We start from the raw sequence: 20519 nt of genomic DNA, 5'->3' as shown, positions 1-20519 counted from the left end.
GGAACAACTCCTTTCATTAAGCGAGATGTGTTTATTCAGCCCCCTGACGGCAGGCGGATTGTTACTGCATATTTGCCGACAGCGTTCCTGCCGGCGAAAAGGGAATTATTTAATTTCGATACGGCGCGGTTTTAATGTTTCCGGCACGATGCGCTGCATATCGATATACAGCAGGCCGTTTTCCAGTTTGGCGCCTTTAATTTGAATATGTTCAGCCAGCTGGAATTTACGCTCGAAATTACGCTCAGCGATGCCCTGATATAAATAGGTTTTTTCTGCCGGTTCGTTATTGTGCGCACCGCGCACGATCAGCAGATTATCTTGCGTGGTGATCTCCAGCTCCTGCTCGGCAAACCCGGCTACCGCAATGGCGATGCGATAATGATTTTCGTCCACCAGCTCGACATTATAAGGGGGATAACCGCCGTTGCCCTGGCTCTGGCCGGCCTCCAGCGCGTTGAACAGGCGATCGAAACCAATGGCGGAACGGTATAGCGGAGAAAGATCGAAATTACGCATAAAACAGCCTCCTAAGGCACTTCAGCGAGGTTGAAATAAATACGCCTTCCATTCTGGACAGGCTAATTAAGCCAGAATTCCCTTACGGCAAATTCTCAATCCGGCTCTGATGATAAAATGGGGGTTGATTTCATCAATTCAACGGGCGAGGATCAAAAAAAGCGCTTTTCGGTTAGGTGAAAGTTTTTTTACCACTTACACTAAAGTGAGAGAGCCGCCACAGAGCGGGATTTTGCTTCTTTTAAAGCAGCAACAGGATGTTATAAATCAGCTTAATTTAGGGGCACAGCAACCCTGCAGGATGGATTAATGACGACGATGAAAGCGATAGCGACGGGCTGCATGTTGTTGGCGACCAGCGGTTGCTCCAGCGTGATGAGCCATACCGGCCCGAATCAGGGTTACTATCCCGGCACCCGCGCCAGCGTGGACATGCTGAAGGACGACAACACCAGCTGGGCGATGATGCCGCTGGTGGCGCTGGATCTCCCGTTCTCCGCAGTAATGGATACCGTGCTGCTGCCTTACGACTATCTGCGTTCAGGCAATGACGCCACCGCAGACTCGCCAAAAGCGCGCATCCTGCGCAGCGAGCAGCAGAATCTGGCGGCAACCGGCAACCCCGGCGAAGGCAACGACAGCACCGCCACACACTAATCAGGCCCGCCTTACGCCTCAACCACAAAGATCTGGTTGAATCCGGCAATCTCGCGCATAAACGCCACTTTCTTGCCATCCGGCGAAAACACCACGGCATCTCCCGACGGCGGCTGCAGGCTGCGCTGCGTTAAACGCTGCAGGCGGCCGCTGGCGACCTCACACAGCATCACGCTGTTGTCACACACCAGGGCTATCGCCCCGCCCTGCGGGTGCCAGCTGAACGCCGACTGGATGTCATGCTCGGCGCGGCTGACCTGGCGCGGCTCACCGCCGTTCGGCGACACCGTCCACAGCTGTACCACGCCGCCGTCATCCTTCATCAAAAATGCGATTTGGCTGCCGTCCGGCGAGCTGCGCAGCCAATGGCGCGGCGCACCGGCGACGCCCGGAAAACGACGCTCCCCGGTAAAGGTTACCCGCCGCTGCCTGACGCCAAGCGGCGGCGCCGGCAGCTCGCTTTCCGTCCCCTGCAGCGGCAGAGCACCCGCCCTGGCGTAGTCGGCGTCGTTCTCCGGCAGATCGACGATAAACACCTCCGGCAGCTTTTCGCCGGCGGCGGACAGCGTATCGCCGATAAATGCCAGCGCCCAGCGCTGCCGGCGGCCGTCGGCCTTACGGTAACCTTCGCGGCCAATCCAGCCCTCTTCGTAGGCGCGATTGATTTGATCGCTGCCCGGCTGCGGCTGCGGCACGGTCTCGCTGACCAGCACGCAATAGTGGCTGCCGTCATACTCACGGGGATGCTGTTTCGGCGGATTGACCCCGTGCAGCGGCACAGCCACGCCGACGTTGCGCAGATCGCGCGCCGGATCGCATTCATGCATCACGTGATCGTTGTAGGTAAAGCTGAGGCGGCTGCCGTCCGGGCTGAAAACGTGCACATGGCTGCCGCCGCGCAGCGCGCCGGGCGTGTAGGGCGCCGTGATATCCAGCGCGTCGAGGGTAATGGCCAACTCGCGATCCGGTTCGCTGACGATCACCCCGCGGCGGTGGTGGAAATCATACTGCCAGGCGCTGTCCGGATGTTCCGGGCCGTGGATGAAGACGTAACGCGCCGGCGCATCGGGGCTGACCGTAACCACGCCGACGTGGGCACCGTGCTGGGCGCGATAAACCACCTCCACCGCGCCGCTGGTGACGTTGACCCGCTCGATGCTAAGGCCGGTGAAAGAGGCGCCGCGCGGGCGCACGTCATAAGCCAGCCATTGGCTATCCGGCGTCCAGACGTTGATATTGGTTAACTGATGCCCGCGTGGGTCGAAAGTCAGTTGTTTTTCCCGATGGCTCATGGCGGCTCTCCTGCGCATGCTGGCACTGAACGGCCATCTTACCGGATCGGCGGCAGCGTTTCATATGGCCAGCGAGAGGCGCTCGGGGGCATTTTGGCGCAATTATTTTTCAGCGTCTTATCATTTAAGCCGCTCGGCGGCGCCGGCAGGAAATAAACGCCCGGGTAGGCGGCCGTATTCTAGGCAGCGAAACTCAGCGGTGCCCATGCCGTATAGGCAGATGCCGCGAGCGCTATTTTTTCATTCTCATTTACTTGATCAAAATAATTCAGCGGCAGCGCCTTTCTTAACGCAAATAAATAAAAAATCGTGTCGCTAAACGACAGATTAATGATTACTTTCACCGCCAACCCGCTGCTCTTCTCCGGCCATTGCCGTTTGCTGGCCGGCTTACCCGCCGGTCGGATGGCAGGGTTTACAATCAATACAAAAAAGTACAATATGGATTTTTAAGTCCAAAATATTCTGGAGCCGGTATGAATCCCCTCTTCGATGCCATTGTTTCTGCCCATCAGCAACTGCGCCCTCAGGTTCGGGTCACGCCATTGGAGCGCAGCGTACTGCTTTCTCAGCAATTGGGCTGCGAGCTGTATTTGAAATGCGATCATCTGCAGCACACCGGCTCCTTTAAATTTCGCGGCGCCAGCAACAAGCTGCGGCTGCTGGATAACGAGCAACGCCGGCGCGGCGTGATCGCCGCCTCAACCGGCAACCACGGCCAAGCGGTCGCCCTGGCGGGGTACCTGATGGGGGTTGGCGTCACGGTTTATGCGCCAGAGACGGCCGCGAGCATCAAGCTCGACACCATTCGTGCACTGGGCGGCACCGTGGAATTGGTGCCGGGCGATGCGCTGAACGCCGAACTGGCGGGGGAACAGGCCGCACGCGAACAGGGAAAAACCTATATCTCGCCGTATAACGACGAGCAGGTGATCGCCGGCCAGGGCACCTGCGGCATGGAGCTGGTTGAACAACTCACCGATCTGGACGCGGTGTTCGTGGCGGTCGGCGGCGGGGGTTATATCGCCGGCATCGGCACCGTTCTGCGGCAACTGTCGCCGAACACGCAGCTTATCGCCTGCTGGCCGGAAAACGCCACCAGCCTGTACAGCGCGTTGGAAGCGGGCCATATCTTCCCGGTGGAAGAGCAAGAAACCCTGTCCGACGGCACCGCCGGCGGCGTCGAGCCGGGCGCCGTGACCTTTCCGCTGTGCCAACAGCTGATCGACCGCAAAGTGCTGGTTAGCGAGGCAGAGATCAAACACGCGATGCGCCGGATCGCCGCCAGCGATCGCTGGATTATCGAAGGCGCGGCCGGCGTGGCGCTGGCGGCGGCGATCAAACTGGCGCCGGAATACCAGGGTAAAAAGGTGGCGGTGGTACTGTGCGGCAAGAACATCGTGCTGGAGAAATACCTCAAGGCCATCGCCGATGCACATCCTTAATCGGCAGCAAATCCTCGCCGCGTTCGACGCCGAGACCATAACGCCGCTGCTGAAGCAGGGTTTTATCGCCTACTCGCAACAGCGAGTGCAACAACCGCCGGTGCAGCATTTCCTGTTCGAGCGTGCCGCCGGCGACTGCTGCATCAAGTCCGCCTGGCTGGAAGGTGACGAACTGTTCGTGGTCAAGATCTCCGCCGGTTTCTATCGCAACGCCGAACACGGCCTGCCGAGCAATCAGGGGCTGGTGATGGCGTTCTCCGCCCAGACCGGCGAACCGCAGGCGCTGCTGCAGGATGAAGGTTGGCTGACCGCGTTGCGCACCGCCCTGGCCGGCCGCATCGCCGCCGAGCTGTGCGCGCCGCCGCATATTCAGGCGATCGGCATGGTCGGCACGGGTCTGCAGGCGCGGCTGCAGCTGCAATGCCTGAAACCGGTGACCGATTGCCGAGACGTATGGGTGTGGGGACGAGACGAACAGGCGCTGGCGGCGTATCGGCGCGATGCCGAAGCCGAGGGTTTTCGGGTGCGGGTTACGCAGAATGCGGCGGAACTGGCAGCGCACTGTCGGCTGATCGTGACCACCACGCCCAGCCGCGAACCGATATTGCAGGCGGCGGATATTCGGCCCGGCACGCACATCACCGCCGTGGGCGCCGACGCGCCCGGCAAACAGGAACTGGCGACCGATTTGGTGGCCAACGCAGACGCGCTGCTGGTCGATGCCCTGACGCAGTGCGCGGACTATGGTGAGATCGCGACGGCTTATCGGCAAAACAGGCTGATTTCAACGCCAATCGTCGAAATGGGCGCCGTCTTGGCGCAGGGAGGGCGGGTACGACGCGAGCCGCAGCACATCACCATCGCCGATCTCACCGGCTTGGCGATTCAGGATCTGCAGATCGCCAAAGGGGTGTTGGCGAAAGTATAAAGGGGCGCCGCAGCGCCCACGCGTTATCAGGCGTTGAGCACGAACTTCTCGATAGCGCGCGCCACGCCGTCCTCTGTATTGGCGCTGGTGACAAACTGCGCCACCGCTTTCAGTTCGGGAATGGCGTTGCCCATCGCTACGCCGACGCCGGCATATTCGATCATCGCCGTATCGTTGGCCTGATCCCCCAGCGTCATGATGTTTTCCCGCGCCACGCCCAAATGCTCGGCCAGCATTCTCACCCCGGCGCCCTTATCGACGTTCTTGTGCAGGATCTCGAGGAAATAAGGCGCGCTTTTCAGGATGGTATAACGCTCGCGCGTTTCCGCCGGGATGCGCGCGATAGCGCGGTCCAACAGCTCCGGCTCGTCGATCATCATCACTTTAGGGAAACGCATCTGGCGATCCATCTCTTCCACGCTGCGGTATTTCAGCGGAATACCGGTCATTTCCGCCTCGTGTATGGTGTACTTGCCGATATCCTTGTTCGGGGTATACAGGGTATCGAAATCAAACGCCTGGTAGTGAACGCCGAACTCGCGCGCCATCTGCTCAAAGTGCAGATAATCCTCAAAGCCCAGCGTTTCTTGCAGAATGCAGGCGCCGTCAACCGCACGCAGCACCAGCGCGCCGTTATAGGTGATACAGAAATCGCCGGGGCCCTGAATGTCCAACTGGCGCAGATAATCCTGCACGCCGACATAAGGCCGCCCGGTGGCCAACACCACGTGCACCCCTTTGCGCCGCGCCGCCGCGATAGCCTGCTTTACCGCCGGCGTGATTTGGTGCTGCGGATCCAGCAACGTGCCGTCCATGTCGATCGCAATCAGTTCAATAGCCATTCAACGCTTCTCCCAGTGGTTTTTTCCCCATGCTAACGCGTTTCAGCCTCGGCTGTCAGCGCCAAAAAAGGCGCAAAAAAAATCCGCGCGGGTCGCCCGGCGCGGATTTTCACAGCCATTAACGCATCAGATATCGATGTTCGCCGCTTTCAGGGCGTTTTCTTCGATAAAGGCGCGGCGCGGTTCAACCGCATCGCCCATCAGCGTGGTGAACAGCTGATCGGCAGCGATGGCATCCTTGACGGTCACGCGCAGCATACGGCGGCTTTCAGGATCCATGGTGGTTTCCCACAGCTGCTCCGGGTTCATCTCGCCCAGACCTTTATAACGCTGCACCGACAGGCCGCGGCGCGACTCTTTCACCAGCCACTCCAGCGCCTGCTCGAAGCTGTCTACCGGCTGGCGGCGTTCGCCGCGCTCGATGAACGCGCCCTCTTCGACCAGCCCGCGCAGCTTCTCGCCCAGCTGACAGATCTTGCGGTATTCGCCGCCGTGGATGAAGTCGAAGTCCAGCTTATAGTCGGTATCCACGCCGTGGGTGCGGATGCGCAGCGCCGGCTCGAACATCTGGCGCTCGCGGTTCTCGAAGATAACGAAGTCATAGCTGCTGCCGTGCTGCTCTTTGTCGTTCAGCGCCTGCACCAGCGAAGCAATCCAGGTTTTCACCTTGGCTTCATCGCTGAGATCGCCTTCGTTCAGCGTCGGCTGATAGATCAGGCTGTTCAGCAGCGCGCGCGGGTAGCGGCGCTCCATGCGGCCGATCAGCTTCTGCACGCCATAGTGCTCAGCCACCAGTTTTTCCAGCTGTTCGCCACCCAGCGCCGGTGCGCTGGCATTGGTGTGCAGCGTAGCGCCGTCCATCGCAATAGCGATCTGGTACTGATCCATCGCCTCGTCATCTTTGATGTACTGCTCTTGCTTACCTTTCTTCACCTTGTACAGCGGCGGCTGTGCGATGAACACGTGGCCACGCTCGATGATTTCCGGCATCTGGCGATAGAAGAAGGTCAACAGCAGCGTACGGATGTGCGAACCGTCGACGTCGGCATCGGTCATGATAATGATGCTGTGATAACGCAGCTTGTCCGGGCTGTACTCGTCGCGGCCGATGCCGCAACCCAGCGCGGTGATCAGCGTCGCCACTTCCTGCGAGGAGAGCATTTTGTCGAAACGCGCTTTCTCGACGTTGAGGATTTTCCCCTTCAGCGGCAAGATAGCCTGGTTCTTGCGGTTGCGCCCCTGCTTGGCAGAGCCGCCCGCGGAGTCCCCTTCCACCAGGTACAGTTCGGACAACGCCGGGTCGCGTTCCTGGCAGTCCGCCAGCTTGCCCGGCAGGCCGGCCAGATCCAGTGCGCCTTTGCGGCGGGTCATCTCACGCGCTTTACGCGCCGCTTCGCGCGCGCGCGCCGCGTCGATGATTTTGCCGACCACGATTTTCGCGTCGCCTGGATTCTCCATCAGGTAATCCACCAGCTTCTCGTTCATCAGCGTTTCAACCGCGGTTTTCACCTCGGAAGAGACCAGCTTGTCCTTGGTCTGAGAAGAGAACTTCGGATCCGGCACCTTCACCGAGACCACGGCGATCAGGCCTTCACGTGCGTCATCGCCGGTGGCGCTGACCTTGGCCTTCTTGCTGTAGCCTTCCTTCTCCATGTAGCTGTTCAGCGTACGGGTCATCGCGGTACGGAAACCGACCAGGTGCGTACCGCCGTCGCGCTGCGGGATGTTGTTGGTGAAGCAGTAGATGTTTTCCTGGAAACCGTCGTTCCACTGCAGCGCCACTTCCACGCCGATGTCGTCTTTCACGGTCGAGAAGTAGAACACGTTCGGGTGGATCGGGGTTTTGTTCTTGTTCAGGTACTCGACAAACGCCTTGATGCCGCCTTCGTAATGGAAGTGGTCTTCACGGTCGGTACGCTTGTCCTTCAGGCGGATAGACACGCCGGAGTTGAGGAAGGACAGCTCGCGCAGACGCTTGGCCAGAATGTCATACTCGAATTCGGTCACATTGGTGAAGGTCTGGTGGCTCGGCCAGAAGCGCACCATGGTGCCGGTCTGCTCGGTTTCGCCCACCACGTTCAGCGGCGCCTGCGGCTCGCCGTGGCTGTAAGTTTGTTCGTGCACTTTGCCTTCGCGGCGGATCACCAGCTCCAGTTTCTCCGACAGGGCGTTAACCACCGAGACGCCCACGCCGTGCAGGCCGCCGGAAACTTTATAGGAGTTGTCGTCGAATTTACCGCCGGCGTGCAGCACGGTCATGATGACCTCTGCGGCTGAAACCCCTTCTTCAGGGTGAATGCCGGTCGGAATGCCGCGGCCGTCATCCTGCACCGATACCGAGTTGTCGGCATGGATGGTGACCTGAATGTCACTACAGTGGCCCGCGAGCGCTTCGTCGATAGCGTTGTCCACAACCTCGAATACCATGTGGTGCAGACCGGTGCCGTCATCGGTATCGCCGATATACATGCCCGGGCGCTTGCGCACCGCATCCAGCCCTTTTAATACCTTGATACTTGAGGAGTCATAAGAATTCGACATCAACGTTTCTCGCTCATTTTAGTCCTGTGGTTGAACCTCTATTTTACCCTGTTCCACGCGGAACATCTTGCCCTTTTCACCGGCCATGTCGGTCACTTGTTCAGCGCTGACTGCGCTGACAAAAACCTGGGCCTGGGTGGCTTTCAGGCGATCGGCCAGCAACCGGCGACGGCCGGTGTCCAGCTCGGAGGCAAAATCATCAATCAGATACAGGCAACGCCGCCCGCTCTGCCGGGTGAGAAACTCACCCTGCGCCAAGCGCAACGCGCACATCAGCAGCTTAAGCTGACCGCGCGATAACAAATCCTCTACCGGCGTGCCGTCGGCACGAATGCGAAAGTCCGCTTTATGCGGCCCCACCGCGGTATAGGTCAACGCCCTGTCGCGCTCAAACTGGCGCTCCAGCAGCTCGCCGTAGTCGCTCTCTTTGTCCCAGCCGCGTTGGAAGGAGAAGCTCAGGCCGAATTCAGGCAGAAACTGCGCACAGGTCGCGGTGATATCCGCGGCGATCGCGTCGCTGTATTCCGCCCGCCATTCGCTGATGCGCTCCGCGAGCGGGATCAGTTCCTGATCCCAAGCGCGGATCTGCGCATAGCGACTCACCTGGCGCAGCGCGGCATTGCGCTGCTTCAGTAACCGTTTCAGGTTGCTCCAGGCGGTGAAAAAACCGGGTTCGTTATGAAAACAGCCCCAGTCCAGGAAGGCGCGCCGGAATTTCGGCCCGCCGTTCAGCAGGGTAAAACCTTCGGGGGTGATCAGCTGCATGGGCAGCAGCTGCGCCAGCTCGGCCACCTTGTGGCCGTCGCTGCCATCGATGCGTACTTTGCTGTCACCCTGACGGCTCTTACTCAATCCTACCGACAGCTCGCGCTCCGCACCTTCGATGCGGCCATGCAACACGAACTCCGGTTGGTCGTGGCGAATCACCCGACCAGCCTGCAGGCTGCGAAAGGCACGGCCGTGGCCGAGCGTATACACCGCTTCCAGCACGCTGGTCTTGCCGCTGCCGTTGGCGCCAACCAGGAAGTTGAATCCCGGCGCTAGCGCCAAATCCGCCGCCTCGATATTGCGGAAATCTTTAATCAATAAACGCGTCAGAGCCATGCAATCTCTTTACCGATGACGGTGCTGTAATTCAAGGTAACGAGACTACAACCGCATTGGCATGACAACGTAGGCCGCCGCCTGGCTGGCGCCGTCTTCGATCTGCACGCTGGAGACCGAGTCGGTCAACAGCAGGCGCACGTCTTCACACTTGAGCGCGTTCAACACATCCAGCACGTAGCTGACGTTGAAACCGATCTCCATCTCCGCGCCGTCGTAGCTGACGTCGAGGATCTCTTCCGCCTCTTCCTGTTCGGGGTTGTTGGCGGTGATCTTCAGCTGGTTCTGGCTGACGTACAGCCGCACGCCGCGGAATTTCTCGTTCGAGAGAATGGCCGCACGGGCAAACGCCTGCTTGAGCAGATCGCAGCCGGCTTCCAGCGTTTTATCCGGGTTCTTCGGCAAGACGCGACGATAGTCCGGGAAACGGCCGTCAACCAGCTTGGACGTGAAGATGAAATCGCCGACGTGGGCGCGGATGTTGTTGCTGCCGATCTGCAACTGCAGCAGCGAATCGCCGCCGTCCAGCAGGCGCACCAGCTCCATCACCCCTTTACGCGGCACGATCACCGAATGCGACGGCAGCTGCTGGCCGATCGGCATCGAGCACACCGCCAGGCGGTGGCCGTCGGTCGCGACGGTGCGCAGCTCTTCGCCTTCGGTTTCAAACAGCATGCCGTTCAGGTAGTAACGCACGTCCTGATGGGCCATCGAGAACTGGGTAGCTTCGATCAGGCGCTTCAGCGTCGCCTGCGGCAAGGTGAACTCCACCTCGCTCTGCCAGTCGTCCAGGTTCGGAAAGTCCGCCGCGGGCAGCGTAGACAGTGAGAAACGGCTGCGGCCGGATCGCACCAGCATGCGCTCGCTCTCCAGCGTGACGGCGATCTCCGCCCCTTCCGGCAGGCCACGGCAGATATCAAAGAATTTGCGCGCAGGCACGGTGGTCGCGCCCGGCTCATGCGGTTGGGACAGGGCGACGCGCGCCACCATCTCCATCTCCAGATCGGTGCCAGTCAGCAGCAGGGAGCCTTCCGTCACCTGCAACAGCAGGTTGCCCAGGATCGGCAAGGTCGGGCGGCCGCCCAGCGGGCTGCTCACCTGTTGCAGCGGTTTTAGCAGATGCTCACGTTCAACGATAAATTTCATAGCGCTATGAAGATAATGTTCTGATTAAATTGGAGAAATCTTCTTTGATGTCGTGACTTTCCTCACGCAGCTGCTCGATCTTCCGGCAGGCGTGCAACACCGTGGTATGGTCGCGGCCACCAAACGCATCGCCGATTTCCGGCAGACTGTGGTTGGTGAGTTCCTTCGCCAGCGCCATCGCCATCTGGCGCGGGCGGGCAACGGATCGCGAACGCCGCTTGGACAGCAAATCCGCGACTTTAATCTTGTAATACTCCGCCACCGTCTTTTGGATATTGTCGATGGTGACCAGCTTTTCCTGCAGCGCCAGCAGATCGCGCAGCGCTTCGCGCACGAAATCAATGGTGATAGCCCGGCCGGTAAAGTTGGCGTTGGCGATCACGCGGTTCAATGCCCCTTCGAGCTCACGCACGTTGGAACGCAGGCGCTTGGCGATGAAGAACGCCACTTCGCCCGGCAGGCGAATGTCGTTTTCGTCGGCCTTTTTCATCAGGATCGCCACGCGGGTTTCCAGCTCCGGCGGCTCGATCGCCACCGTCAGCCCCCAACCGAAGCGGGACTTCAAGCGATCTTCCACCCCGTTGATCTCTTTAGGGTAGCGATCCGAGGTCAGGATGATCTGCTGATTGCCTTCCAACAGGGCGTTAAAGGTATGGAAGAACTCTTCCTGCGAACGCTCCTTGTTGGCGAAAAATTGGATGTCATCGATAAGTAAGGCGTCGACCGAACGGTAGTAGCGCTTAAACTCTTCGATGGCATTATTTTGCAACGCTTTGACCATGTCCTGCACGAAGCGTTCTGAGTGCATGTAGACCACTTTGGCGTTGGCCTTGCGCGCCATGATGCCGTTGCCGACCGCGTGCAGCAGGTGAGTTTTACCCAGGCCGGTACCGCCATACAGGAACAAAGGGTTGTAGGCGCCGCCCGGATTGTCCGCCACCTGGCGAGCCGCCGCGCGCGCCAGCTGGTTGGACTTACCCTCGACGAAGTTGTCGAAGGTGTGTTTGGGGTTGACGTTGGAGCGGTAAGAGAGCTCGGGCTGCGCCGCCGCGTTGTCCCAGCTCGGGCGCAAAGGTGCAGCCGTACGCGCCGCCGGGGCCGCAGGGGCGCTGCTGACGCTGGCGGTCACGGTCTGGCTGATCACCTGCGTGATCGGCTTGCTGCCGACTTCAAAACGCAGCAAAGGCGCGTCCGTGCCGCAGAAATCATTCAGCAGACCATTGATGTTGTTTAAGTACTTATCGCGAACCCAATCCAGCACAAAACGGTTAGGCGCGTACAGCGCCAGGGTGTTGTCACTCAGTTCCGCCTGCAATGGGCGAATCCACATACTAAATTCTGTGGCAGGTAACTCATCCTGCAATCGGGCAAGACACTGCTGCCAAAGCGAAAGTGACACGGCGGACTCCACTCGAACAAGATCAATAAAGAAAAGAAACGGGCAACTTTTTTATAACTCATGATTTTTGACACATACCCGGCATCGGCTGTTTGCCTGTGGGGGATGCGAACCGCCTTTCACGGTTTGTGTCCCTCACGATCCCGGCATGAGGGATCGCGATCGGAATGACGGATCATAGCGCAATCCGAGCAAGAGATCCTCCCCTTCCTCACAGATTAGATCCATTTTATCCACAGGCCGCGGCCGGCGGCGATCTTTTCACCGCCAACGCCGAATGACCGCGCAGATCCCGGCCGCTGCGCCGCGTTTTTTACATTGTCAACCGGTTATACCCTGTTATCCACGTCGGATCCTGGGATCGCGCGCAAAGGATCTCACGGGGATCCTTGCGATTTCACCCCGAGTCCGTATAATCTTCGCCCTACGTGTGATACCTGGTTCCTTATGGTGCGTCATTAGCCAGACAGGATTCTGCGGTGACCACGGGCCAAGACCGGATTTTGTTCCGTTATTGGCAGACAACCAGGTAGGCTGGCGCGATGCGAATTGACTCAGGACTGTACAATTATTACAATCCCGCTTCTTTATGTATTGCGATTGAGGCGTCGGTCATCTTCACGCCGAGTAGCCAAACGCGTTTACTGATCAGTAATTATTTTAAGTTTAGGTAGAAATCGCTATGAAACGCACTTTCCAACCGTCCGTATTGAAGCGCAACCGTAGCCACGGTTTCCGTGCTCGTATGGCCACCAAAAATGGTCGTCAAGTTCTGGCCCGCCGTCGTGCGAAAGGCCGTGCTCGTCTGACTGTTTCTAAGTAATAAAGCTAACCCGCTGAGTGGTTAAGCTCGCTTTTCCCAGGGAGTTACGTTTGTTAACTCCCACTCATTTCACTTTCGTCTTCCAGCAGCCACAACGGGCTGGCACGCCGCAAATCACCATCCTCGGCCGCCTGAACCAGCTGGGGCATCCCCGCATCGGTCTTACCGTCGCCAAAAAACACGTCAAACGCGCGCACGAGCGTAATCGGATCAAACGCCTAACCCGCGAAAGCTTCCGCTTGCGTCAGCACGAATTACCGGCGATGGATTTTGTCGTGGTGGCCAAAAAGGGGATAGCGGATTTGGATAACCGCGCGCTGACGGAAGCTTTGGATAAATTATGGCGTCGCCACTGTCGCCAGGCTCCCGCATCCTGATCGGGCTGGTGCGGGCCTATCAGCTCGTCATCAGTCCGCTGCTAGGGCCTCGTTGTCGCTTCCAGCCGACATGCTCTCATTACGCAATTGAGGCATTAAGCAGGTTTGGCATGATAAAAGGCAGTTGGTTAGCATTGAAACGCGTATTAAAATGCCACCCTTTGAACCCAGGTGGCGATGATCCGGTGCCGCCAAAAACCGACGATAACAGAGAACACTAACGATGGATTCGCAACGCAATCTTCTCCTCATCGCTCTGCTGTTCGTGTCTTTCATGATCTGGCAGGCATGGCAAACGGACAATGCTCCGCAGCCGGCCGCACAGACCACGCAACAGACTTCGAACGCAGTAGCCGGTGATGCCGCCAGCCAGGCCGTGCCAGCCAGTGGTCAGGGTAAGCTGATTACCGTGAACACCGACGTGCTGTCACTGACCATCAACACCCGTGGTGGCGATATCGAGCAGGCTAAACTGTTGGCCTACCCGGATACCCTGGGTTCATCGACTCCGTTCCAACTGCTGGAAACCACTCCGTCGTTCGTCTATCAGGCACAAAGCGGCCTGACCGGTAAAAACGGCCCGGACAACCCGGCCAACGGCGAGCGCCCGCTGTATCAGGCGGCGCAGGACAGCTACACCCTGCCGGAAGGCCAGGACGAGCTGCGCATCCCGCTGACCTACACCGATAAAGACGGCGCGATCTACACCAAGACCTTCGTGCTCAAACGCAATCACTATGCGGTCGGCGTGGATTACAGCATCGACAACAAAGGCGCGACGCCGCTGGAGCTGACCCTGTTCGGCCAGCTGAAGCAGACCACCGAATTGCCTAAGCACCGCGACACCGGCAGCAGCAACTTCGCGCTGCACACCTTCCGCGGCGCGGCGTACTCGTCCAGCGAGGACAAGTACCAGAAATACGCGTTCGACAAAGACGAAAACCTGAGCGTCACCACCAAAGACGGTTGGGTCGCCATGCTGCAGCAGTACTTCGCCACCGCGTGGGTACCGGCGACCAAGGGTGACAACACCTTCTACACCGCCAAACCGGGTGACAACCTGTCCACCATCGGCTTCAAATCTACCCCGGTCGTGGTGCAGCCTGGCGCTCAGCAGCAGCTGAACGCGACCCTGTGGGTCGGCCCGGAGCTGCAGGATCAGATGGCCCAGTTGGCGCCGCACCTGGACCTGACCGTGGATTACGGCTGGCTGTGGTTCATCTCCCAGCCGCTGTTCAAACTGCTGAAGTTCATCCACGGCTTTATCGGTAACTGGGGCTTCTCCATCATCATCATCACCTTCATCGTGCGCGGCATCATGTACCCGCTGACCAAGGCGCAGTACACCTCGATGGCGAAAATGCGCATGCTGCAGCCGAAGCTGCAGGCGATGCGCGAGCGCATCGGCGATGACAAACAGCGCATGAGCCAAGAGATGATGGCGCTGTACAAGTCGGAGAAAGTGAACCCGCTCGGCGGCTGCCTGCCGCTGATCATTCAGATGCCGATCTTCCTGGCGCTGTACTACATGCTGATGGGCTCGGTCGAGCTGCGCCACGCGCCGTTCGCCCTGTGGATCCATGACCTGTCGGCGCAAGACCCGTACTACATCCTGCCAATCCTGATGGGCGTGACGATGTTCTTCATTCAGAAGATGTCGCCAACCACCGTGACTGACCCGATGCAGCAGAAAATCATGACCTTCATGCCGGTGATCTTCACAGTGTTCTTCCTGTGGTTCCCGTCCGGTCTGGTGCTGTATTACATCGTCAGTAACCTGGTGACCATCCTGCAGCAGCAGCTGATTTACCGTGGTCTGGAAAAACGCGGTCTGCACAGCCGCGACAAGAAAAAAAGCTAAGCGTATTGTAGGGGTTCGGCGCGCCGACCCTTGCAGTCACCCCAAAGGCGGTCATTAGACCGCCTTTTTGCATCTTAATCGTCAGAGAGAACCGTTATGAGCACCACCGATACCATCGTTGCCCAAGCCACCCCGCCGGGACGCGGCGGCGTCGGCATTCTGCGCATTTCCGGAAGCAAGGCCAAAGACGTCGCCCAGGCGTTGCTCGGCAAGCTGCCGAAGCCGCGCTACGCTGACTATCTTCCGTTCCGCGACGCCACGGGCGCCACCCTCGATCAGGGCATCGCGCTGTGGTTCCCGGGGCCGAACTCCTTTACCGGCGAAGACGTGCTGGAACTGCAGGGCCACGGCGGGCCGGTGATCCTCGATCTGTTGCTCAAGCGCGTGCTGGCGCTCCCTGACGTGCGCATCGCACGGCCCGGCGAGTTCTCCGAGCGCGCATTTCTCAACGACAAACTCGATTTGGCGCAGGCCGAAGCGATTGCCGATTTGATCGACGCCAGCTCCGAGCAGGCGGCACGTTCGGCGATGAACTCGCTGCAGGGCGCGTTTTCCACCCGCATCCACCAGCTCGTGGAAGCGCTCACTCACCTGCGAATCTACGTGGAAGCGGCGATCGACTTCCCGGACGAAGAAATCGACTTCCTGTCCGACGGTAAAATCGAGGCGCAGCTCAACGACGTAATGGCGGATCTGGACAACGTGCGCGGCGAAGCGCGCCAGGGCAGCCTGCTGCGCGAAGGGATGAAGGTGGTGATCGCCGGGCGCCCCAACGCAGGTAAATCGAGCCTGCTCAATGCGTTGGCCGGGCGCGAGGCGGCGATCGTGACCGATATCGCCGGCACCACCCGCGACGTCTTGCGCGAACATATCCATATCGATGGCATGCCGCTGCACATCATCGACACCGCCGGCCTGCGCGATGCCAGCGACGAAGTAGAGCGTATCGGCATCGAACGTGCGTGGAACGAGATTGAACAGGCCGACCGAGTGCTGTTTATGGTTGACGGCACCACCACCGCCGCCACCGAGCCGGCGGCGATCTGGCCGGAATTTATGGCGCGCCTGCCGGGCACGCTGCCGATCACCGTGGTGCGCAACAAGGCCGACATCACCGGTGAAGCGCTGGGTCTGACAGAAGTGAACAACCACTCACTTATTCGCCTGTCGGCCCGCACCGGCGAAGGCGTCGATGTGCTGCGCGATCATCTTAAACAGAGCATGGGCTTCACCAGCAATATGGAAGGCGGCTTCCTGGCGCGCCGTCGCCACCTGCAGGCACTGGAACTGGCGGCACAGCACCTGGTGCAGGGTAAAGAACAGTTAGTGAGCGCTTACGCGGGGGAGCTGCTGGCCGAGGAACTGCGCCAGGCGCAGCTGGCCCTGAGTGAAATCACCGGCGAATTCACCTCCGACGATCTGCTGGGCCGTATCTTCTCAAGCTTCTGCATCGGGAAATAATCGACTGCGAGCGCCGTATCCTACTCGGCGCCCGCATGTTACTTCTCCCGGCGGCATCAAAACTCACCTAAGCTTATCTCATCAATTTTGCTGCGTGAGAGATAAGCTTACATGAACGAACCTTTAGACTTGATCGGCGTGGGATTGGGGCCTTTCAATCTCAGTCTGGCCGCTCTGGCCGCCGAAAGCGGCGCCGTCAATTATACCTTTCTCGATCGTAACGCCAGCTTCCGTTGGCATCCCGGTATGCTGCTACCCTCAGCTTATATGCAAACCTATGTACTTCAGGATCTGGTTACCGCCGTCAGCCCACGCAGCCAATTTTCATTTATTAATTACTTGGTCGAACAGAAAAAAATTTATCGTTTTTTAATCACCGAGCAGCAAATTATCAGCCGGGAAGAATTTTCCGACTACCTGAGTTGGGCCTGCGAAAGGTTAGACGGGCTACAGTTTTCACAGTCCGTAGAGCGTATTGATTTCGACGATGAAAAAGGTTTGTTCAAGGTATGTACCCACAACCAGACCCTGTGGGCGAAAAATATCTGTCTGGGTACCGGACATGACCCTTGGTTGCCGGAAGCATTTTACCCGGCGCTGGGTGAAAACTGCATGCATGCCGCCGAAATAGCCCTGCGCAATCCAGACTTCAGCGGCAAGCGGGTTATGGTGGTGGGCGGCGGCCAAAGCGGCGCCGATGTTTTTTTGAACGCGTTGCAGGGACACTGGGGCGAGCCGGCACAGCTGGATTGGCTCTCGCGTCGTCCCAATTTTCAGCCGCTGGACGAGTCCCCCTTCACCAACGAATATTTCACTCCTGAATACGTCGACTATTTCTATACGCTGCCGGCCGAGATCCGCGCACGTGAAATCAAAACACAGAAATTGCCGGCAGACGGCATCAGCAATCATACGCTGCGAACCTTGTACCGTGAGCTTTATATGCGTTTTGACGTGATGCGCCAGACACGCAATGTGCGTTTACTGCCCCATCGTACTCTACTGACCGTCGAATCAATGGATGAGGCTTTTCATCTGCGCACGCTTCACGGTCTGGAAAATCGCCGGGAAAGTTTCAGGGCTGATATCGTCATTCTCGCCACCGGTTATCGCGCCTCTCTGCCCGCGTACCTGAAACCCTTGGTGCCACGCATCCCGCTCGATTCGAAGCAGCATCTACCGCTGCTGCCGAATTTTAATCTTGAATGGCTCGGGCCGGAGCAAAATCGAATTTATGCGGTAAATGCCGGGATACACAGCCACGGCAGCGCAGAAGGCGGACTGAGCCTGATGGCCTGGCGTTCAGCGCGCATCCTCAATCACTTGCTGGGCAAGCCATACTTTGATTTGGCACCGAACGCATCAATGATCCAATGGTGGAGCGATGCCGCGTCGGACGATACCTTTTCCATCGTTAATAAATAGGATAATCCGCATAGTGTTTTTTGATGATAAATCCTCAACTTAGTCTTAATCTAACACCCCTGCGTTCTTAGCGACCCTCTGTCATGGAGTGAACAATGGCGTGTCATTTTGCCCGATGGACCCCGGCCTCCGCTGTCCTGGATACCCAGAGACTCTCCGACGAAGTGATAGCCGCCACCCGCACCTTTTCCGTTAAGCGCCGCACGCGCTACCTGCAAGGGCGCATTCTGCTCGCCGAAATGATGTTCTACCTGTACGGCTTGCCGACGCTCCCCCCTATAGCCACCACGCCGACCGGCCGCCCCTGTTTCGCCGATCATCAGCTGCCCGATTTTAGCCTCGCCTACGCCAGCAACACCGTGGGCGTACTGCTTAGCGACGAGGGCAAGGTCGGACTGGATATCGAAGTGATGCGGGCGCGCGGCACCCGGCAAAGCGCGCTGCAACACGCGCATCAGACACCGGCGGAAAGTGCCTGGATCGGTGCGCAGGACGATCGGCTGGAGGCAGAAACTCAGCTGTGGAGCATCCGGCAAAGCGTGCTGAAAATTTCCGGCCTCGGTAACAGCGGCCAGTCTACGCTGCGTCTGCATCCCTTCTCCGGCCACCTGCGCTCCAGTGCCACGCCGGACGTTCAGGTGATGAGCGACGCCGACGAATACCTGAGCTGGGCCTGCGCCGGCAGCCCTGGGCTGGATCGCCTGCTGTGCTGGCGCTACGAAGAGCGCGGTGGACTGCACAAAGACGGGGAAATCTCACCGCGCAGCCCGGCGGCGTCCTCGCGCTTCGTTAAACTGACGGGCCTGAAGACGCCCGGTTAACGCGGCGCAAAGCGGATAACGCTGTCTTTACCGCTCGAGTCGCTGGATTAAATTGTAAAGACAGCTAAATGTTGAGCAATCGCCTATTCTCGACCCGCGCTTTAGCCTACTATTCGCCCATGTTGTACGCTGAATCTGCTCATTCGAAAGGGAGAATCATCATGTCAGACCAAGCCTTAAAAATCGTCACTCTGCTCGGCAGCCTGCGTAAAGGCTCTTACAACGCCATGGTGGCCCGCGCCCTGCCAGGGCTGGCTCCGCAGGGCGTCACCATTGAAGCGCTACCTTCCATCCGCGATATCCCACTGTACGACGCCGACATGCAACAGGGTGAAGGCTTCCCTGCCGCTGTCGAGGCGATCGCCGAACAGATCCGCCAGGCCGACGGCGTGATCATCGTCACCCCTGAATATAACTATTCCGTGCCCGGCGGGTTGAAGAACGCCATCGACTGGCTGTCTCGCTTGCCGAATCAGCCGCTGGCCGGCAAGCCGGTCGCCATTCAAACCAGCTCGATGGGGCCGATCGGCGGCGCGCGCTGCCAATACCATCTGCGCCAGATCCTGGTATTCCTCGATGCGATGGTAATGAACAAGCCTGAGTTTATGGGCGGCGTGATCCAGAGCAAGGTCGATGAACAGGCCGGTGAACTGAGCGATCAGGGAACGCTGGACTTCCTGACCGGCCAGCTGTCCGCGTTCAGCGATTTTATTCGCCGCGTGGAGTGACCGTCTCGCGGCGCCCACCGGGCGCCGCAACAGGACATGAAGTCCGTCAATTCATTGAAAATTAAAGCCATAGCATCATGTATTTTTTCATTTTAGCGTTATTTTTTGTTTCCATCACCAGTCCCGCTTTCGCCGCAGACATGCGTTATCCCGCCGGTGAAGAACCGCTGGAGCTGCCGGCACACAGTGCGCTCAACGCCCAGCTGTCGCGATCCGCGCAAAACCAGGAAGACAAAAAGCTGGGCGCCATGTCGCTGTACCTGACGCTGATGCGCGAAGACGGCCGCAATGTCTGGGCGCCCTACCAGTTGGCGGTGTCGTCGGCAGAGAAAGGGCAAACCGAGCTGGCGGAACGCTACCTGCAGCTGAGCGCCGACCGCGGCCTGTGGTACTACTACAACCTGCTGGAGGACGACGCCTTCAACAGCATTCAACATTCCGCCACCTACCAATCCATTTTGGCCGCCACCAAAGCGCGCTATCTGCAGCACGCTCGCCGCTATGAAGGCAAAGCCAGCTACGCGATGCCGGACGGCGAAGCACCGCCCGAAGGCTGGCCAACGGTGATCTTCCTGCATACCTACGGCAAAGCCGCCGCTATCAGCCCCGAAGAACGGCTGCTGTTCGGCGAAATGGGCGTAGCCTACATCGAGATCAACGGCACGCAGATGCTGTCGGAAAACAGCTTCCGCTGGTCGAATTACAGCGATGAGAGCACCCAAACCGCCATTCAGCGTACGCTGCAACAGCTGGCTCCGCAGCTAAAGCTGAATACCCAACGGATTTACCTCAGCGCCCGCGGCCAGGGTGCATTGCACGCCGCCAACCTGATCGCGAAGTACCCGCAGTTTTACGCCGGCGCGCTCCTGATCGCCCCCAACGGGGAGATCAAGCCGGCCCAGCAGTCGCTGGCGGCGCAAAAGAAAATCGTGATGGCGTATTACGATCGGCAGAACTTCAGTGAGCAGGCGCTGGCGTTGCACTTCGCCAATCTGTTTGGAGAGGATAACCAGGTAGAGACGCTGCACTTCGCCCAGGGCGAGGATGCCGCCGGCAGTTGGCAGGCGCGCTTCAGGCGGCCGTTGCAGTGGGTGTTGGACCAGGCGCCGGACGCGACGCCGGGAGTCTAGCGTTCAGGGCCGACAGACGT

General features: G+C 59.0%; 20 protein-coding genes. 12 read left to right on the top strand and 8 right to left on the bottom strand.

The genetic code is table 11. The features are described from left to right. Positions 1–105: 105 nt before the first annotated feature. A complete protein-coding gene (ibpA, locus tag ACJ8HA_RS15100) occupies positions 106–519 on the bottom strand; it encodes a small heat shock chaperone IbpA (RefSeq protein WP_004933919.1) in 414 nt (137 codons plus the stop codon). 309 nt (positions 520–828) lie between these two features. Between ibpA and ACJ8HA_RS15095 the strand changes: the two genes are divergently transcribed. After that, positions 829–1176, top strand: coding sequence for a YceK/YidQ family lipoprotein (locus ACJ8HA_RS15095; protein ID WP_016929593.1), 348 nt, complete (start codon positions 829–831; stop codon positions 1174–1176). A gap of 11 nt (positions 1177–1187) precedes the next feature. Here the strand turns inward: ACJ8HA_RS15095 and ACJ8HA_RS15090 are convergent, their stop codons facing one another. Together ACJ8HA_RS15090 and ACJ8HA_RS15085 are read right to left on the bottom strand one after the other, a co-directional pair. Beyond that, positions 1188–2468: a DUF3748 domain-containing protein gene (locus ACJ8HA_RS15090; RefSeq protein ID WP_049204656.1), complete on the bottom strand. Its 1281-nt coding sequence runs from the start codon at positions 2466–2468 to the stop codon at positions 1188–1190. A 179-nt stretch (positions 2469–2647) separates the two neighbouring features. Beyond that, entirely contained in the window at positions 2648–2908 is a 261-nt protein-coding gene (locus tag ACJ8HA_RS15085) for a hypothetical protein (RefSeq protein WP_442515389.1), read from the bottom strand. 36 nt (positions 2909–2944) lie between these two features. Between ACJ8HA_RS15085 and ACJ8HA_RS15080 the strand changes: the two genes are divergently transcribed. Next, on the top strand, positions 2945–3913 hold the full coding sequence (locus ACJ8HA_RS15080; protein ID WP_089181466.1) for a threonine/serine dehydratase: 969 nt from the start codon (positions 2945–2947) through the stop codon (positions 3911–3913). Next, the gene (locus ACJ8HA_RS15075) at positions 3900–4841 is read left to right on the top strand and encodes an ornithine cyclodeaminase family protein (protein ID WP_025304761.1); all 942 of its coding nucleotides are present in this window, start codon (positions 3900–3902) and stop codon (positions 4839–4841) included. Before ACJ8HA_RS15080 ends, ACJ8HA_RS15075 begins: the two co-directional genes overlap by 14 nt. A 26-nt stretch (positions 4842–4867) precedes the next feature. On the opposite strand, the gene yidA is transcribed toward ACJ8HA_RS15075, so the two are convergent. From yidA to dnaA, 5 genes are all read right to left on the bottom strand, one after another. Continuing rightward, positions 4868–5683: a sugar-phosphatase gene (gene yidA, locus ACJ8HA_RS15070; protein ID WP_025304760.1), complete on the bottom strand. Its 816-nt coding sequence runs from the start codon at positions 5681–5683 to the stop codon at positions 4868–4870. Between the two features lie 126 nt (positions 5684–5809). Continuing rightward, the gene (gyrB, locus tag ACJ8HA_RS15065; RefSeq protein WP_025304759.1) at positions 5810–8224 is read right to left on the bottom strand and encodes a DNA topoisomerase (ATP-hydrolyzing) subunit B; all 2415 of its coding nucleotides are present in this window, start codon (positions 8222–8224) and stop codon (positions 5810–5812) included. A gap of 18 nt (positions 8225–8242) precedes the next feature. Next, positions 8243–9328 (bottom strand): DNA replication/repair protein RecF, encoded by a 1086-nt coding sequence (gene recF, locus ACJ8HA_RS15060; protein ID WP_025304758.1) that lies wholly within the window; start codon positions 9326–9328, stop codon positions 8243–8245. Positions 9329–9373: 45 nt separating this feature from the next. Then, entirely contained in the window at positions 9374–10474 is a 1101-nt protein-coding gene (gene dnaN, locus ACJ8HA_RS15055; RefSeq protein ID WP_004933892.1) for a DNA polymerase III subunit beta, read from the bottom strand. 4 nt (positions 10475–10478) lie between these two features. Further along, on the bottom strand, positions 10479–11873 hold the full coding sequence (gene dnaA / locus ACJ8HA_RS15050; protein ID WP_071826153.1) for a chromosomal replication initiator protein DnaA: 1395 nt from the start codon (positions 11871–11873) through the stop codon (positions 10479–10481). Between the two features lie 682 nt (positions 11874–12555). On the opposite strand from dnaA, the gene rpmH reads away from it, so the two are divergent. The 9 genes from rpmH (at position 12556) to ACJ8HA_RS15005 (ending at position 20499) form a co-directional block, all read left to right on the top strand. Beyond that, positions 12556–12696, top strand: a complete 141-nt coding sequence (rpmH, locus tag ACJ8HA_RS15045) for a 50S ribosomal protein L34 (RefSeq protein ID WP_000831330.1) — start codon at positions 12556–12558, stop codon at positions 12694–12696. A 17-nt stretch (positions 12697–12713) separates the two neighbouring features. Further along, a complete protein-coding gene (gene rnpA, locus ACJ8HA_RS15040) occupies positions 12714–13073 on the top strand; it encodes a ribonuclease P protein component (protein WP_004933883.1) in 360 nt (119 codons plus the stop codon). Next, positions 13037–13294, top strand: coding sequence for a membrane protein insertion efficiency factor YidD (gene yidD / locus ACJ8HA_RS15035; protein WP_004933881.1), 258 nt, complete (start codon positions 13037–13039; stop codon positions 13292–13294). Before rnpA ends, yidD begins: the two co-directional genes overlap by 37 nt. 2 nt (positions 13295–13296) lie before the next feature. Continuing rightward, the gene (yidC, locus tag ACJ8HA_RS15030; protein ID WP_025304756.1) at positions 13297–14934 is read left to right on the top strand and encodes a membrane protein insertase YidC; all 1638 of its coding nucleotides are present in this window, start codon (positions 13297–13299) and stop codon (positions 14932–14934) included. Positions 14935–15030: 96 nt separating this feature from the next. Continuing rightward, positions 15031–16395, top strand: a complete 1365-nt coding sequence (gene mnmE / locus ACJ8HA_RS15025) for a tRNA uridine-5-carboxymethylaminomethyl(34) synthesis GTPase MnmE (RefSeq protein ID WP_141999195.1) — start codon at positions 15031–15033, stop codon at positions 16393–16395. Positions 16396–16506: 111 nt separating this feature from the next. Further along, positions 16507–17820: a lysine N(6)-hydroxylase/L-ornithine N(5)-oxygenase family protein gene (locus tag ACJ8HA_RS15020; RefSeq protein WP_164099859.1), complete on the top strand. Its 1314-nt coding sequence runs from the start codon at positions 16507–16509 to the stop codon at positions 17818–17820. Between the two features lie 95 nt (positions 17821–17915). Beyond that, positions 17916–18641, top strand: coding sequence for a 4'-phosphopantetheinyl transferase family protein (locus ACJ8HA_RS15015; RefSeq protein WP_025304753.1), 726 nt, complete (start codon positions 17916–17918; stop codon positions 18639–18641). 161 nt (positions 18642–18802) lie between these two features. Then, positions 18803–19369: an NADPH-dependent FMN reductase gene (locus ACJ8HA_RS15010; protein WP_025304752.1), complete on the top strand. Its 567-nt coding sequence runs from the start codon at positions 18803–18805 to the stop codon at positions 19367–19369. Between the two features lie 77 nt (positions 19370–19446). Further along, the gene (locus tag ACJ8HA_RS15005) at positions 19447–20499 is read left to right on the top strand and encodes a hypothetical protein (protein ID WP_025304751.1); all 1053 of its coding nucleotides are present in this window, start codon (positions 19447–19449) and stop codon (positions 20497–20499) included. Positions 20500–20519 lie beyond the last annotated feature (20 nt).

This window comes from Serratia sp. CY33802 (genome assembly GCF_052169095.1).
Lineage (GTDB): Bacteria > Pseudomonadota > Gammaproteobacteria > Enterobacterales > Enterobacteriaceae > Serratia > Serratia bockelmannii.
The sequence above is the reverse complement of the archived record's forward strand: the minus strand, read 5'-3'. Positions and strand labels throughout refer to the sequence as shown.

What these genes read in the sequence shown, in the direction of transcription:
- ibpA (WP_004933919.1), bottom strand. Translation starts at nt 519, where the DNA reads ATGCGTAATTTCGATCTTTCTCCGCTATACCGTTCCGCCATTGGTTTC.
- ACJ8HA_RS15095 (WP_016929593.1), top strand. Translation starts at nt 829, where the DNA reads ATGACGACGATGAAAGCGATAGCGACGGGCTGCATGTTGTTGGCGACC.
- ACJ8HA_RS15015 (WP_025304753.1), top strand. Translation starts at nt 17,916, where the DNA reads ATGGCGTGTCATTTTGCCCGATGGACCCCGGCCTCCGCTGTCCTGGAT.
- gyrB (WP_025304759.1), bottom strand. Translation starts at nt 8,224, where the DNA reads ATGTCGAATTCTTATGACTCCTCAAGTATCAAGGTATTAAAAGGGCTG.
- ACJ8HA_RS15020 (WP_164099859.1), top strand. Translation starts at nt 16,507, where the DNA reads ATGAACGAACCTTTAGACTTGATCGGCGTGGGATTGGGGCCTTTCAAT.
- rpmH (WP_000831330.1), top strand. Translation starts at nt 12,556, where the DNA reads ATGAAACGCACTTTCCAACCGTCCGTATTGAAGCGCAACCGTAGCCAC.
- ACJ8HA_RS15010 (WP_025304752.1), top strand. Translation starts at nt 18,803, where the DNA reads ATGTCAGACCAAGCCTTAAAAATCGTCACTCTGCTCGGCAGCCTGCGT.
- yidC (WP_025304756.1), top strand. Translation starts at nt 13,297, where the DNA reads ATGGATTCGCAACGCAATCTTCTCCTCATCGCTCTGCTGTTCGTGTCT.
- ACJ8HA_RS15080 (WP_089181466.1), top strand. Translation starts at nt 2,945, where the DNA reads ATGAATCCCCTCTTCGATGCCATTGTTTCTGCCCATCAGCAACTGCGC.
- ACJ8HA_RS15005 (WP_025304751.1), top strand. Translation starts at nt 19,447, where the DNA reads ATGTATTTTTTCATTTTAGCGTTATTTTTTGTTTCCATCACCAGTCCC.
- yidD (WP_004933881.1), top strand. Translation starts at nt 13,037, where the DNA reads ATGGCGTCGCCACTGTCGCCAGGCTCCCGCATCCTGATCGGGCTGGTG.
- ACJ8HA_RS15090 (WP_049204656.1), bottom strand. Translation starts at nt 2,468, where the DNA reads ATGAGCCATCGGGAAAAACAACTGACTTTCGACCCACGCGGGCATCAG.
- ACJ8HA_RS15075 (WP_025304761.1), top strand. Translation starts at nt 3,900, where the DNA reads ATGCACATCCTTAATCGGCAGCAAATCCTCGCCGCGTTCGACGCCGAG.
- mnmE (WP_141999195.1), top strand. Translation starts at nt 15,031, where the DNA reads ATGAGCACCACCGATACCATCGTTGCCCAAGCCACCCCGCCGGGACGC.
- yidA (WP_025304760.1), bottom strand. Translation starts at nt 5,683, where the DNA reads ATGGCTATTGAACTGATTGCGATCGACATGGACGGCACGTTGCTGGAT.
- recF (WP_025304758.1), bottom strand. Translation starts at nt 9,328, where the DNA reads ATGGCTCTGACGCGTTTATTGATTAAAGATTTCCGCAATATCGAGGCG.
- dnaN (WP_004933892.1), bottom strand. Translation starts at nt 10,474, where the DNA reads ATGAAATTTATCGTTGAACGTGAGCATCTGCTAAAACCGCTGCAACAG.